The 13,576-nt window shown below is 66.8% G+C and carries 11 protein-coding genes; 2 read left to right on the forward strand and 9 right to left on the reverse strand.

The features are described from left to right. Positions 1-16: 16 nt before the first annotated feature. Complete coding sequence (gene dxs / locus AC0680_RS18615; protein WP_478629800.1) at positions 17-1,978, reverse strand: 1-deoxy-D-xylulose-5-phosphate synthase; 1,962 nt, start codon at positions 1,976-1,978, stop codon at positions 17-19. Between the two features lie 934 nt (positions 1,979-2,912). Between dxs and AC0680_RS18620 the strand changes: the two genes are divergently transcribed. Beyond that, positions 2,913-3,521 (forward strand): LysE family translocator, encoded by a 609-nt coding sequence (locus tag AC0680_RS18620; RefSeq protein WP_478630118.1) that lies wholly within the window; start codon positions 2,913-2,915, stop codon positions 3,519-3,521. A 421-nt stretch (positions 3,522-3,942) separates the two neighbouring features. On the opposite strand, the gene AC0680_RS18625 is transcribed toward AC0680_RS18620, so the two are convergent. The 3 genes from AC0680_RS18625 to AC0680_RS18635 form a co-directional block, all read right to left on the reverse strand. Further along, positions 3,943-4,239, reverse strand: coding sequence for a DUF1330 domain-containing protein (locus tag AC0680_RS18625; protein ID WP_478629802.1), 297 nt, complete (start codon positions 4,237-4,239; stop codon positions 3,943-3,945). 155 nt (positions 4,240-4,394) lie between these two features. Continuing rightward, entirely contained in the window at positions 4,395-4,763 is a 369-nt protein-coding gene (locus AC0680_RS18630; protein WP_478629805.1) for an AzlD domain-containing protein, read from the reverse strand. After that, positions 4,764-5,453, reverse strand: coding sequence for a FadR/GntR family transcriptional regulator (locus tag AC0680_RS18635; protein ID WP_478629806.1), 690 nt, complete (start codon positions 5,451-5,453; stop codon positions 4,764-4,766). It abuts the gene before it with no gap. A 307-nt stretch (positions 5,454-5,760) separates the two neighbouring features. Here AC0680_RS18635 and AC0680_RS18640 point away from each other — a divergent pair, with 307 nt between their 5' ends. Next, entirely contained in the window at positions 5,761-7,029 is a 1,269-nt protein-coding gene (locus tag AC0680_RS18640) for an MFS transporter (RefSeq protein WP_478629808.1), read from the forward strand. Positions 7,030-7,427: 398 nt separating this feature from the next. Here AC0680_RS18640 and AC0680_RS18645 read toward each other — a convergent pair whose 3' ends face one another. The 5 genes from AC0680_RS18645 to AC0680_RS18665 form a co-directional block, all read right to left on the reverse strand. Next, on the reverse strand, positions 7,428-8,330 hold the full coding sequence (locus tag AC0680_RS18645; protein ID WP_478629811.1) for a TauD/TfdA family dioxygenase: 903 nt from the start codon (positions 8,328-8,330) through the stop codon (positions 7,428-7,430). 123 nt (positions 8,331-8,453) lie between these two features. Then, positions 8,454-10,157 carry a carbamoyltransferase N-terminal domain-containing protein gene (locus tag AC0680_RS18650; RefSeq protein ID WP_478629814.1) on the reverse strand — a complete coding sequence of 568 codons (1,704 nt, stop codon included), beginning with the start codon at positions 10,155-10,157 and terminating at the stop codon, positions 8,454-8,456. Between the two features lie 31 nt (positions 10,158-10,188). After that, a complete protein-coding gene (locus AC0680_RS18655; protein ID WP_478629817.1) occupies positions 10,189-11,139 on the reverse strand; it encodes a Gfo/Idh/MocA family protein in 951 nt (316 codons plus the stop codon). Between the two features lie 13 nt (positions 11,140-11,152). Then, positions 11,153-12,127 carry a clavaminate synthase Cs1 gene (cs1, locus tag AC0680_RS18660; protein ID WP_478629820.1) on the reverse strand — a complete coding sequence of 325 codons (975 nt, stop codon included), beginning with the start codon at positions 12,125-12,127 and terminating at the stop codon, positions 11,153-11,155. 29 nt (positions 12,128-12,156) lie between these two features. Then, complete coding sequence (locus tag AC0680_RS18665) at positions 12,157-13,542, reverse strand: NDP-hexose 2,3-dehydratase family protein (protein ID WP_478629822.1); 1,386 nt, start codon at positions 13,540-13,542, stop codon at positions 12,157-12,159. Positions 13,543-13,576 lie beyond the last annotated feature (34 nt).

Consider the following 13,576-nt stretch of genomic DNA (forward strand, 5'->3'; position numbering starts at 1 on the left):
ACCGGCTGGGCAGCCATCACTGCCCCACTTCGTTGTGGGGGCGTTCGGCGCGGGCACGCAGTACGGAGTAGGCGATGCCCTGCGCGGTGAGGCCGGCGGCGGCCAGGATGCCGGCGCGGGTGCCGTGGGGGAGGAAACGTCCCGGCAATCCGAGCACCCGCACCGGTACCCGGGATCCGGCATCGGCCACCGCACGCGCCACGGCTGTGCCCACACCCCCGGACCGGGTGTTGTCCTCCACCGTCACCACCAGTCGGTGGCGCACGGAGAGCTCCATGAGTGCGGGCGGTACGGGCAGTACCCAGCGCGGGTCCGCCACGGTTACCCCGATGCCCTGCTCCTGCAGGTAGCGGGCGGCCTCCATCGCCGGACCCGCCAGCGGGCCCACCGCCACCAGCAGCACATCCCGTGCTGTGGACCGGTGGAGGACCTCCAAGGGGCCGTGGCGCTCCAGGGCCGGGATGTCCGTGGAAACGGAGGCCTTGGGGAACCGCAGCGCGGTCGGCCCACCAGAGTGAGCGACGGCTTCACCCAGGAGTTCCCGCAGCCGGACGGCATCCCGGGGGACCCCCACCCGCATGCCCGGCACCGCGCCAAGCAGCGTCAGGTCCCACATTCCGTGATGCGACGGCCCATCAGGCCCCGTCACCCCCGCCCGGTCCAGGATGAATGTCACCGGCAGCCGATGCAGCGCCACGTCCATCAGCATCTGGTCGAAGGCCCGCCCGAGGAACGTGGCATAGACCGCGACGACCGGGTGAAATCCGCCCAGTGCCAGGCCCGCAGCAGATGTCACCGCATGCTGCTCGGCAATTCCGACGTCGAAGAAGCGGCGAGGGAATCGTGCGCCGAACCGGTCCAGACCAGTTGGACCGGGCATCGCCGCCGTGATGGCCACCAAGTCCTCGTGCCGTTCGCCCAGCGCACACAGCTCGTCGGCGAACACACTCGTCCACGACGGCGCGGCACCGGCTTCAGGCGGCCGGCCGGTGGCGGGGTCCAGGGCACCGACCGCGTGCATGCAGTCCGCCGCATCGCCCTCAGCCGGGGCGTAGCCACGGCCCTTGACTGTCACCGCGTGCACTACCACCGGACGGCGCAGCCTCCGCGCCATTGACAGGGCCTCTTCCAACGAGGGCACGTCGTGGCCGTCGACCGGGCCGAGATAGGCGAAGCCGAGCAGTCGGAACAGATTCCGGGCCGCCGGAAGTGAAGGGGGCGGCATGGCGTCATCGGCGCCGTGGCAGCCGCCCCTACCCAGGTGGTCCGCATGGTCGTCCGAGTCAGGACCACGACCTGTGTGTGGCTTGTTGTTCCCCTCTTCGGCATCAATGAGCCAGTCGATGCTGTCGGGGCCCGCTTCCCGCAGCTGCTGGAGGTACGCGGCAAGGGCCCCGATCGTGGGGGCGTAGGAGCGCACATTGTCGTTGAGGACGATGACGACCGGGCGTTCCGGCGCGGCGCCGAGGTTGTTGAGCGCCTCCCAGCACATTCCGCCCGTCAACGCACCGTCGCCGACGACGGCGACTACCGCGCGGTCGCTCTCACCCGCCAGATGACGGGCCTTGGTCAGGCCGTCGGTGTAGGACAGCACTGTGGAGGCGTGAGAGTTCTCGATCACATCGTGTGGCGACTCGGCCTGGGAAAGGTAGCCGGACAGACCACCCGCCTGCCGCAAGTGGTCGAACCCCCTGGCCCGGCCAGTCAGGAGCTTGTGGACATAGCCCTGATGACCGATGTCAAACAACACTGTGTCCCGTGGAGAGTCGAACACCCGGTGCAGTGCGATACTCAGCTCCACCACACCCAGGTTCGGTCCCAAATGCCCACCGGTTGCGCATACCTTCTCCACCAAGAAGGCTCGTATCCGCGCGGCCAGCGGTGGGACTTCGCCTGCTGGAAGGTGCCTTATCGCCTCAGGGCTGATATGAGAGTCCAGCAATAGCTGGTCCGATTGCTTTGCTGTAATAGTGGACATCGCGGGTCTCTTTCATAGAGGAACAGCCCAGGGCCGTACATCGGCTCACTGAAGGCAGGCACCCGCCTCGTGCGCGCAGTAGAAACATGCGCACCGTGCCTCTTCCGCGCTGAGAATGCGAGTGCTCTCAAGTCCGTGAAGCGCACACCACCACTTTGCCGCACATGCATCGCGTCAAAGTTCCCGGCGACGAACTCCTCGTCGAGGGGTGCTTCCAGTACGCCCCCGTAGTGAGCCTGTGTGCAAGAGGGTTCGACCGCCTAGATGTTGAACGTGTTGAAAGCTCGCACTGGCGAATATCCCGCGGCACTCGAACACCGGGAGCCACCATGTGTTCACTGCCGCGGCGATCCGACACGTGCCGTGGACAGCCCGGCGAGTACGGCGGCGAACCCGGAGTCGGTCTCGGTGATAGTGCGCGCGTTGACGTCCCCGGTGCCGGCCGACTCCGCTCCACGAGCGGGGGCAACGCGTGCACGTCGGCTGCCTGGCATGCGCCTTGCCGGTTCAGGGTTTGCAGGAGTTCAAGGCCCGACGACGATGGTGTGAGGGTGCCGTCGATCTCGACCACGGCGGTCGCACGAGGTCCGGCAGACATGCGTACAGACTCCGATCCACATGGAATCCGAACCAGTAAGTGTTCGGACAGGAGCGATCGGGACCTGATCGACGCACTTGCGGAAATAGCCGGTGTGGGCGCGCCTGACCACGTACGCACCCAGCAAGGACCTCAAGGCGGTTGGTGCCGGGACGGAAGACCTCGGTTCTGCGCTGGTCAGCCAGGCGGTGTGCCCTTCGTCACCAACCGCTGATATCGGCATGTGGATGAGCCTGGAGGGGACGGTGCGACGTCTGTTTGTATGGCCCCTAGGTGCGCAGTTCAGGAGGTGACGGACACGTGGTGTCCTTGGAGAGCATTCTCGCGTTCGCGGCGATGTCGCTGTTGGTGATCGTCATTCCGGGGCCGAGTGTGCTGTTCGTGATCGGTAGAGCTCTCGCCCACGGTCGGCGCACGGCGCTTGCGACGGTCGCCGGCAACTTGGTCGGTTCTTACGTCCTGGTGATCGCTGTGGCCTGGGGCCTCGGCGCGCTGGTGGAGAGCTCGGCGGCAGTGTTCATGGGCGTGAAGCTGGCCGGCGCGGCGTACCTCGTGTACCTGGGCATTCAGGCGTTCCGACGCCGCAAGCACATGCGCGCGGCGGACATGGCGGCCCCGGCGGGTGAGCGGCATGGCGATCTACGCACGATCCTGGACGGGATCTTCGTGGGCGTCACCAACCCGAAGGGCATTGTCTTCTTCGCGGCCGTGCTGCCACAGTTCGTTGATCACTCTGCGGGCCATGTCCCTGCTCAGATGATGCTGTTGGGCCTGGTCCCGGTCACGATCGGCCTGATCACGGACACGCTGTGGGGCCTGGGTGCCTCAGCGGCCCGTGCCTGGTTCGCCCGCTCGGACCGACGCCTGTCGATGATCGGCGGGGCGGGCGGCTTCGCGATGATCGGCCTGGGCGTGACGGTGGCTGCGACGGGCCGCGCCGACTGATGTGTGGTGCAGAATGCCGTGACCTGCCTGATCACGGCATTCTGCAACCGCGCGCCCGTCGGCCTCCGACTCGACCTGGCGAGGCCCCGTGGCCACAGAGATGTTCCAGCGCGAGCGCGAGATCGACTGGCGTCCGAACCGGTCCGTCCATGCACAACAGCGCGTCGCACGGCTCGAACAGTGCGTCGCCCGCGCGGTGAGGCACGCGTATCACTCCGTTAACTCCGTCCGGAAGCACGACACTTCCGTGAACGCTTCCCGCAGGACGCCCTGACGTACCAGACTCACGACCAAGGCCTTCGTGCTGTTCCTGTGCCTCGTGGCGATGCAAAGGATCAGACGAAGGCCGGATTCGTGTCCGTTGAACTGCGAACACACTGATCAAGTTCGATGCGCGTTCGACACCGGACGACAGTGACCGCTACTCAGATACCCCCTCGACGAGAAGGAGCCGCCGTTCCAGGGCTGACTTCCGGACCTCAAGCGCCTCCGCGTACTCGGAAGACGCGTACCATTCCTTGACCCGATCCGTATCCGGGAACTCAACGACGACCACCCGCTGAGAAGAGGGCCAGGTACCCTCCACGGCTTCGGGCAAAGCACCGCGGACGATATAGCGACCGCCGTAGCGATGGATGGAAGCCTCCGCCAATGTCCGGTAGGCGTCAGCGAGTTGCTCGTCCAGTACCTCAACCTCAGAAATCACGTAAGCAGGCATGACGGCCATGCTGCCAGGTGCGTCAACCAGCGAATCCGGCCGGCAGCCGGGTCGGACAAGCGCCCGTAGGTCCGGCAACCGCAATGAGCCTGGTCAAGTACGAGGCGCAGAAGGTCCTCGCCGAGCCACGTGCCGAGGACGGGTAGTCGTACCGCTCACTCGACCCCGACCAGGCGCAGCACCGCGGTGGCCGCGGCGGCGGCCAGCACCACGGCCAGGAACGGCACATTGCGCCAGGCGAGCACACCCGCCACCGCGACCCCGACCGGCCGGGCAATCCCGGCCGCCCCGTGCCCTTCCGTGAGTGCGGTCGTGGCCACCAGTGCGGCCAGCAGCACGATCGCGGACGTCTCCATCAACCGTTCGGTGCGCGGTGGGAAGGTCAGGCGGGAGCGCAACAGCGAGCCCGCGAGCCGGAAGCCGTATGTCCCCGCGGCGAGCACGAGCATCGCGACGACGAGGATGCCCGGGCTGTGCATCGGAGATCGACCGCTGTTGTGCGACAGCGCCGTGGTGAGTGACATTCAGAGGCGGTGGAGGCGTGCGAGGGTCTGCTCCAGCTCAGCCTGGAGTGTGCTGCCGGCGCCATCGGCGTCACGGCGCTCGATGGCCCGCACCAGAGCGTCATGGGCTACGTCACCGTGATTCGGCTCGTGGGCCCGTAGGTCGAGGATGTCCAGCAGATCGATCAGCCCCTGTCGCAGCGCGGGGACGAATTCGACGAACAGGTCGGTGAGGACGGGGTTGTGGGCTCCGGCGACGACCGCCGCATGCAGGGCGATGTCCGCGTCGACGAAGGCCGCGTCATCGCCGTCCGCGGCGGCTCGGCGGGTGTCCAGGGCCGTCTGCATGGCGGTGAGATCGGCTTCGGTGCGGCGCTGTGCGGCCAGGCGCGCGGCTTGCACCTCGACGAGCATGCGGACCTCGTAGATGTCGGTGACCGCGGCCTGACGCAGCCGGGTGGCCCAGTCCTTCTCGGGCTCGTCGGCGATGACGAAGACGCCGGCACCTTGGCGCGCCTGCAGCAGGCCGGCTCCGGCCAAGGCGCGCAGGGCTTCGCGCACGGTGGAGCGGCCCACGCCGAGGGTCTTGGCCAGGGCGGTTTCGGCAGGGAGCTTGGTCCCGACCGGCCACTGCCCTCCAGTGATCTGGTCGCGCAGGTGCTGGGTGGCCTGTTCGACCAGAGGGCTTGGGCGGAGAGCGCCGAGCGGCATACCGCATTCACCTCTCAGCTTGTCTGATGACTGGGTTGCGTTGAGTCTACTTGGCCTGGCGCTGAGGCCGGGCGAAAGGGAGAGCGCCACCTCGCGAGGTTGCTGGAGAGCGCGAAGGCCACGGTCACGGCGTCCTGTGCCTGGCTCTGGCTCGAGGGCATCGTCGCAATGGACGGCCGGAGTGTGCTGCCAGTTCGATGCCGGCGGTACGGGCAGGTGGTCCAACCCGCCTGCCGCATAAGGGTTTTACTCGTCCCGGAGGTGCTCGTTAAGGTGACTCCTCTGAGGACCTGAGTAGCTGAGGTCCTTGGCTCACATCGCGCAGAAAGAGAGCGGACGTTTCCACATGAAAAAAGGTCAACTCGGCTTCCTGGCCGGGACGCACATGGTCAATGACCTCTATCAGGGCGCGATCCCCGCGATGCTGCCGTTCCTGATGTCCCAGCGGCACTACAGCTACGCGGCGGTCTCCGGCCTGGCGTTCGCAGCGAGTGGCATATCCAGCCTGTTCCAGCCACTGTTCGGCGCGCTCTCCGACAGCAAGCCACGGCCCTGGCTGGTGCCGACCGGCTTCGGAACCGCGGCCTTCGGCGTGATGGCGGCAGGGCTGTCCGGGAACTACCTGGTCACCTGGTTGTGTGTTGCGCTGGCAGGGATCGGCATTGCGGCGTACCACCCGCCCGCGACCAGTCAGGCCCGTGCAGCGGGCGGATCCTCACAGAAGGCCATGAGCATTTTCTCCGTCGGCGGAACCATCGGCGGCGCCGTCGCTCCAACGCTGGTCACCCTTGTGATCGGGGCAGCGGGATTCGCCGGAAGCTATCTGCTGGCGATCCCTGCTCTGGTCATGATCATCCTGTGGGCCCTCAAGGGGCCCTGGATGCGATCGCGGGGCCACACGGCGGCGGCTCCGCTGGTCGGCGGCGCATCGGCCAAGGCAGGGGCAGGTGGTGAGGGACGGGCGGATGACTGGCGGTCCTTTGCCCGTCTGGTGGCCCTCATCGTCGGATGGTCCATTCCGTTCGTCACGGTCACGTCGATGGTGTCGCTTCACGCGCAGCGTGATCTGGGCGCGTCTGCGGCGGGGGGCGCCGCCGTTCTCAGTACGTACACCGCGGCCGGTGCTGTCGGTACGTTGCTCGGTGGCTGGGTGGGTGACCGGTACGGCCGGATGGCCTCGGTGCGGGTCGGCTATCTCGTGGCGCTTCCGGCCCTGTTGGGTATCGCCTGGGCTCCGGCGTTCCCGGTTCTGGTGCTGAGCGCAGGAGTGTTCGGCGTGGCGATGTTCCTGCCGTTCACCGCGCAAGTGACCCTTGGTCAGGACTACTTGCCCAATCGTCCGGGGACGGCCAGTGGGCTGACCCTGGGACTGGCCATGGCGGTCGGCGGCCTGTGCTCCCCCATGTTCGGATGGCTCGCCGATTCAAGTGGGCTGCCCGCCGTCTTCCATGCCCTGCTCGCGGTCTTCGTGGTCGCTGTTGTCATAGCCACCCGGCTTCCCGACCGCCCTATGAATGTGCCTGACTCGCAATCCCCGCCACTGGTTGAAGGCGCCGATACCCACAGGGTGCAATAGGGCACTCGGCCAATCGACAGCGAGGAGCGCAAGCCGAACCTTTGCCCATCCGGCTCGATGGTGCCGTGCAGCTCGCTCGGCCAGGCGCGTTCGCAGACCGACAGTCCACGTCAGCACGTCCACGATGACGATAGGACGTCACCCGAGCGCCGCTGACCAGGAGAAATCAGGATGGCGGAGCCTCAATAACGCCCGTGCGGCGATGAGAGCTGCGGGTGCTCGGGGCACCCGCCTTGCGCTGACGGCCTGTTCCCGGGACGGGAGCCCGAGGGACCCGGCCGCCGCCATGTACGGCCGGGGCCCTGTGCTGACGAGACTGAGCCGGCGCACACGCCAGGATGCGAAGACGTCCCTGTGCAGCGGAAAAAGGGAACTCCAAGGGGAGTGCTGATGGAATCCTAGAGTTCAGTGTTCGATGTTGGGAATTCCGCGCCAAGCTCCTTGGGCCGGCAGGTGGGGACCTTGGCATACAGCGCTCTGACCAGGTGGCGGCGGGCGTTTGGTTTGTCCTCGTAGGGATGCCGGCCGTGGGAGAGGCGGTCGTTGCGGAAGATCAGGGCTTCGCCGGGGGTCAGGCTTACTGCCAGTCGGTATCGCGGGTTGTCGGATGCCGCGCGGAGGAAGGCCAGTGCTCTGTGCAGGCCGCCAGGTGGGCCGACTGAAAAGTTCCACGTGCAGGTGTCGTTGTCCGTGTAGCGGGCGAGGAGATTACCCGCTTCGTCCACTGCGAAAACTGGTCCTGTGCTGCTCACGTCGATGGAGGGAAGAGTGGAGCGGCGCTTGAGTGCTTGGGGAGACAGGAGTGCTTCCGCCGCGGCCGGGTCCGTTTCGCGGAGTTCGGCGAACGCGGCCAGCGAGTTGAAGAGGAGGGTCTCACCACCCCGGTGGGCGGCGCGAACGCAGTAAAGGATGGTGGTCCTGATGTCGCCGATGCCGTCGAGGAGACCGTCTACGTGCCAGGCTTGACCTGCCGTGGTGCTGAAGCCGGGGTGTCGGTCCTGGGTGTCGCTGCGGATGTCGCTGTAGGCCGCGGAGTAGTCCTTCGTCTCCGCGTAGCGGTAGAGGGCCGGGATGTAGGGATTTCCAAGTCGCAGTGCCGCGGCCAGTGATGCGAGTTTGGCGTCGGGCGGCCCTGGATCCGCCATCGTGACCACGGCGAAACCGCGTTCTTCGAGAATGTCCACGAGTTGGTTCGGGGCGTCGCGCTCCGCGAAGTCCACGTGCTGTGCGCACCGTGGATCGCTGAAGTCGGCTTGCAACTGTTGCACGCTGTCACCTTCCGCGGGCTCGTTCCGGTGCATGCCTCTGACTGTTCACTGCGTGGTTGATCGGGACGGTCAAGGGAATTCGTCTCCTGGAGCGGCGAGGCCCCGAATGCGCAGGTCGGCCTCGCATCAACAAATGACCCAGTGTCTCCGCGTCCGTCAGTTGGCCACCGAATTGGTGTACAGCGTGCCTTCCGACCAGATGTGGCGCGTCCCTCCCCATCGGGCGGCTGATGCCACGTCGGGAAAGAAGCCTCGTCCCTCGAAGTTCGCACTGGTGTTGCACAGCACGGGCACGCCGCTGATTTCCTCGTACGCGGCAAGAATGCGGGAGGTGGCCGAGCGGCTGTGCTCGTCGATGGTCTGCAGCCTGGCGGTACCGTCCAGGTGGACGACTGCCGGGACGCGCTCGGCCCATCCAGGCCGCATACGGTGCTCGAACAGCATGTAGGGGTCCGGGGTGCCGGGGGTGAACACCTCGGGTGCGCGGGCTTCCAGGCAGATCGGAGCAACCGGCCGGTAGTCCGCCCGATTCTTGATCGCGTTGAGCCGTGCCTTCATCCCGGGATCGACGGCAGGGGCCAGGATGCTTCGATTACCCAAGGCGCGCGGGCCCAGCTCGGCACGGCCGGACAGGACGACCACCGGTTCGCCCTCGGTGTGCAGCAGTTGCGCCAGCTGCACTTCGTCGCAGGGCCGAGCCTGCCACCCGTCGGGGACCGGGCCGGCAACCAGCGAGGGCCCGCTGTAGACGTCCCATTCCAGCGCGAGGTTCCCACGGTGGAACGACTCGCATACCGCCGTGCCGATGGCGGCTCCGGCGTCGTTCGGGAACGGCGGTGCGAACACGGACCGGAAGAGCCCACTCGCGCGCATCAACGTGTTCCACTTGATATTGAGCGCGCAGCCGCCGCCGAGTACCAGGTTGGGGCGCTGGTTGGGGAACCTGCGTTTTACGACCGCGGCGAGCCGGTCCAGCAGACGCTTGCCCAGGTATTCCTGAAACGTGGCGATGATGTCCGCATCGGACATGCCCGGCATCAACTCGTCCCGATTCGAAGCGACCTTCGCCCCCATGATCCGGGCGTTCTCCATCTGGGCGCTGGGGAAACCAGCGATGAGGTCATCGAGGACGGGGAAGGCGTTCGGCTCTGCTTTGCCCAGCGCGGCGTACGCCATCGCCTTCCCCGCGATCGACAGACGATGACGGAGCACCTCATCCTTCGTCAGACCGCTGAGGTCGGCCGCGTACGGACTGAACTGTCCGCTGAAGTTCGCGAAGCTGTTTCCGGTAATGGGCAGCAGAACGGAGACCAACGTCACCTCGCGGGTGGCGGCCCGCACTTCGTAAAGCCGCGGCTCGATGCCTCCGTCCCACACCAGGGCGAGGGCGTCCTCGCCGCGTGCGGCGCAGGGGCTCGAACTGTAGGCGCCGAGAAGGTGGTTGGTCACGTGGTTGAAGCTGGCATAGCCAAAGCCACCGTCGAAGCCGTCGCCGTCGAAATGGTGCCGCAGTAGTGGCCCTTCATCGTCGGAGCCCTCCAAGTAGGGCGCAACGGCGAGCTCCACCGGCAGGTCACCGCTCTGGAGCGTGATGGCGTGATTGCCGCTCGCGCCGGTCGTGTACCAGCCATCGATCACGAACTGGTCGACATCGCTCGGTGACATTCCCTCGAGGGCAAGGATGTCGAGCACCCGCCGCAGGTTTCCCAGCGTGCTGTAGCGGGCGCCGTTGGCTATCTTCTCCGCCTCAATGCTGAATCGGAGACGACCATCCTCAATGACCGCAACCGCACCGTCGTGCGTCAACTTGATACCACAGATGATCATTAACGCCCCTCTAGTCATGTTGACGTCAGTCATGCCGATGTTCTGGCCGGCGAGAGAATCCGGGCTAGGAGGCCGATGCCGCTCGCGTGAGACGGGCGAGTCCCCGGGCATCGCTGAGCAGGGAGCCAGCGAAGTCCTGTGAACCCTTCTCCGCCGCCGCGAGGACTTCGCACAGGAACAGCCGCATGCTGTCGGCGGGCTCCACGCTGTGCACGTACCTCTGGTCCCCGGCCTGGACCCGCAGGTCGACGGCCGCCCCCGGCAGTGCGGAGAAGGGCCGCTCGACCTCGATCGTGACCCCCTTCCCCATCAGCCGGACCAGGTTCTGGTAGGGGGTCGTGAAACCGAACTGGCCGACGACGGTCCGGCCGCCGGGGTAGCCCGCGAGCATGCTGTACGACGTCTCGAGCCCGTCGGCGGTGCGATCGCCCACGATGACGTCGATCCGCTCAGGTTCGACGCCCCACAGCACCCGGCCCAGGGACACCGCGTAGGGACCGGTGTCCAGCAAGGCCCCGCCGCCCTTGGCCCGGTCGTACCGCCAGTCGGTGGCTGGAACGGGGGGAGTGAACACGGCCAGCGCCTTGGTGACCTCCGCGTCGAGGTCCGCGAGGACCGATTCGACCGCCGCGAACACCGGGTGGAACGAGTAGGCGGTGGCCTCCGCGATGACGAGCGATGACGACCGGGCCAGCGACACCATCTCCTCGGCTGTGTCCGGGGCCGGCAGGGCCGGCTTGTCGACCACCACGTGGTGCCCGTGTTCGAGTGCGCAGCGAACCACCCGCGTGTGGTCGCTGTTGACCAACGAGACATAGACCAGGCTGGGGCGGGCGTTGGTCAGCGCCTCGTTCCAGTCGGTGTACACCGTGCCGAGCTTCGCCACGCGCCCGAGTGCTTCGGCGTCGGCGTGCGAGCTGACGACGTTGATCGTCTCGATCTCGGGGATGGCCGCGGCGGCCGGCAGTACACGCCGCTGTGCGAACCGCGACATGCCGATCAGCAGTAGTTCCATGGTCTCAAAGGGGTCAGCGGCGGGCGGTGAAGGGGACGATGTCGCCCGCCCGTTCGCCGCCCGACAGCTGGCCGTTGCGATCGGTGCGGACGTACGCCCGGTGCAGCCAGCGGTCCTTGCCGTCCCAGCGCGCGGCGAACGGGGCCCGCCCGTGGGCGATCCGGAAGTTGTCGATGATCAGCAGGTCGCCCCGGGTCAGCAGAACCGCCTCGGTGACCTCTGTCAGGGCCGCTGACAGCGCGTCGAGGGCGGCGATGTCCTGTGGGGTCTCGGCGGTGAGGAACGACCGGTTGAAGCTGACGTACGGGTCGTCCTTGTCGCCGTACAACGGCCTGACGTGGGCCGTGGCTTCCGGGTCCGCGGCGTCGAACCGCCGCGTGAACACCCGGTCGAACAGGTGGTTCCGCACCTCGTCGCTGAGGAGCGGCAGCGCCTTGCGGATCGAGCCGACGAGGGTTGCGGCCTTGCCTTCGTGGTCGCCACGCGAACAGGAGAGGAGGATGTAGTTCGGCTGGTGAGCGTGGTGGGAGAGGTCCGTGTGGAACTCGAGCTGGGTCTTGGAGGTTCCCCCCGACAGGTGGTGCGCCTCGGGTGTCGGGTACAGCTCGTGGAGGACCGTGATGGAGCGGCGGTTCCCGTAGCCCTGGTCGTAGGCGGTGAGCAGCCCCAGCCTGCCGCCGACGACGCAGAGCATGGCCTCCATGTTCAGCAGTCGGCGGTCCTCCGGCGGCGGGCTCGACGTAGGAGTGGCCGGCAGCTCGTCGTCCGGCTCGACGGGAAGACCTCGCAGGAGCAGGTACCCGTCCCGGTTGCCGTTGGCGTTGAACTCGTCCAGACCGTCGCGCAGCTCCTGCGGCAGGCGCTTCGCCAACCGCATCGCGTCCTCGAAGAACGCGTACAGGTCGGCCCGCGGCACTTTCGGCAGCGTTGAGGCGAGGTCGAGTAGTTCTTCCCGGTACGGAGCACAGTCGATGGTCGAGGAAGACACGGGCGGTTCTCCTTTCGGTGGGGTGCGGGTCAGAGCAGGCAGGCGAGGAGGCTGCGAGCCTCGACGTTGACGTAGTAGCCGGACTGGATCAGGCGGTTGAGCAGGCCCAGGGGCATCCACCGGTAGTTGTCGGGTGCGTCGACCGGGTGTCCGTCCGGGACGTTGATGACGACGTGTGTCGTGTCCGCGCGGGAGAACCGCCCACCGTCCTCCGACTGCACGGTCTTCAGGCGGATCCAGGACTCCGGTGCGTCGAGGTACTCCGCGAGCGGTGGGAACTCCTGCGGACCCCGGTAGCTTCCTGGAGTCAGTTGCACCGTTGCGGCGAGCTCCATCCGGTCCGTGAGGCCGGGCTGGATCATGGCCTGGACGAGGAAGTGAAGCACTCCCGACCGGCGCTGGCAGATCAGGGCCACGACGTTGCCGCCGGTCGGCTCGAGCATCGGTTGCCACCACGTGCCGACCTCCCGGCTCGTCGCCGCGACCGACAGCCCGATGATCTGGAAGTAGCGCCCCTCGCGGTGGCGGATGCTGTCCTTGCCGCACACCCACTCGTCCATGTCGCGCAGGCTGATCCGCCTGACGTCCAGGCTGAACTTCGACTTCTGGTCGATGAGCCAGGTCATCGCGGCCATCACGTCGGCGTTCGAGCGACCTGCGCCGTGCGACTCGACCGTTTGGCGGCGAAACGCGTCCCGGATGTCGCCGTAGGAGTCCGGGTCGTCCTCCGCGGCGTACGAGATGCCGGACAGCACCGTGCGCGCGTTCATGTTGACGCGGTTGCCTTGTTCGAGCTGGTGCCGCAGTTGCCCGAGCGTCAACCACGCGAAGTCGTCGGCCACCGGGATGTCCTCGTCCTCGGGAATCTCGACGATCATGTTGCGGTTCCGCTTGTGCAGGTACCAGGACGCGTGCTCCGAAAGGAGTTGGTCGAAGACGATGCGTCGTCCGGCGTGCTCCTGGAAGTACTCCAGGTACGGGGTGGGCCGGCCGCCGTGGACGCGCTGGTAGTTGCTGGGAGTCGCCTGCACAGTCGCGGCGTACTGAACCAGATTGCTGTTCCCCGGCTCCATCTTCGCCTGCATCAGGAAGTGGTGGACGCCGTTGATGCGTTTGACGAGAATTCCGAGGATTCCGATCTCCGGTTGCACGATGATCGGCTGACACCATTGCGGAGTCGGCCCGAAGTCCGTGCGTATCGACAGTCCCTCCACCGAGAAGAACCGGCCGGACGCGTGCCGGAGGCGGTCGTCGATCCGCCAGTCGGGCAGCGCGGTCAACGGAACGTGTTCGACGCCGAAGGTGGAGGACGCCGATCGCTTCTCGAGGAAGGCGTCGGAGTCCGGGGTCTCCGCGGTGCTCAAGGTCATGGACGATGCCAGGAATCCACCGGAACGACTCACCTTGGTTGACATGAAGCAGCTCTCCTCCGGTCACGTCGATGGAGTG

It is taken from the genome of Streptomyces sp. NPDC043738 (assembly GCF_056436545.1).

Excerpts from the sequence above, each read along its gene's own strand:
- dxs (WP_478629800.1), bottom strand. The coding sequence starts at position 1,978 with ATGTCCACTATTACAGCAAAGCAATCGGACCAGCTATTGCTGGACTCT.
- AC0680_RS18620 (WP_478630118.1), top strand. The coding sequence starts at position 2,913 with ATGTCGCTGTTGGTGATCGTCATTCCGGGGCCGAGTGTGCTGTTCGTG.
- AC0680_RS18625 (WP_478629802.1), bottom strand. The coding sequence starts at position 4,239 with ATGCCTGCTTACGTGATTTCTGAGGTTGAGGTACTGGACGAGCAACTC.
- AC0680_RS18630 (WP_478629805.1), bottom strand. The coding sequence starts at position 4,763 with ATGTCACTCACCACGGCGCTGTCGCACAACAGCGGTCGATCTCCGATG.
- AC0680_RS18635 (WP_478629806.1), bottom strand. The coding sequence starts at position 5,453 with ATGCCGCTCGGCGCTCTCCGCCCAAGCCCTCTGGTCGAACAGGCCACC.
- AC0680_RS18645 (WP_478629811.1), bottom strand. The coding sequence starts at position 8,330 with ATGCACCGGAACGAGCCCGCGGAAGGTGACAGCGTGCAACAGTTGCAA.
- AC0680_RS18650 (WP_478629814.1), bottom strand. The coding sequence starts at position 10,157 with ATGACTGACGTCAACATGACTAGAGGGGCGTTAATGATCATCTGTGGT.
- AC0680_RS18655 (WP_478629817.1), bottom strand. The coding sequence starts at position 11,139 with ATGGAACTACTGCTGATCGGCATGTCGCGGTTCGCACAGCGGCGTGTA.
- AC0680_RS18665 (WP_478629822.1), bottom strand. The coding sequence starts at position 13,542 with ATGTCAACCAAGGTGAGTCGTTCCGGTGGATTCCTGGCATCGTCCATG.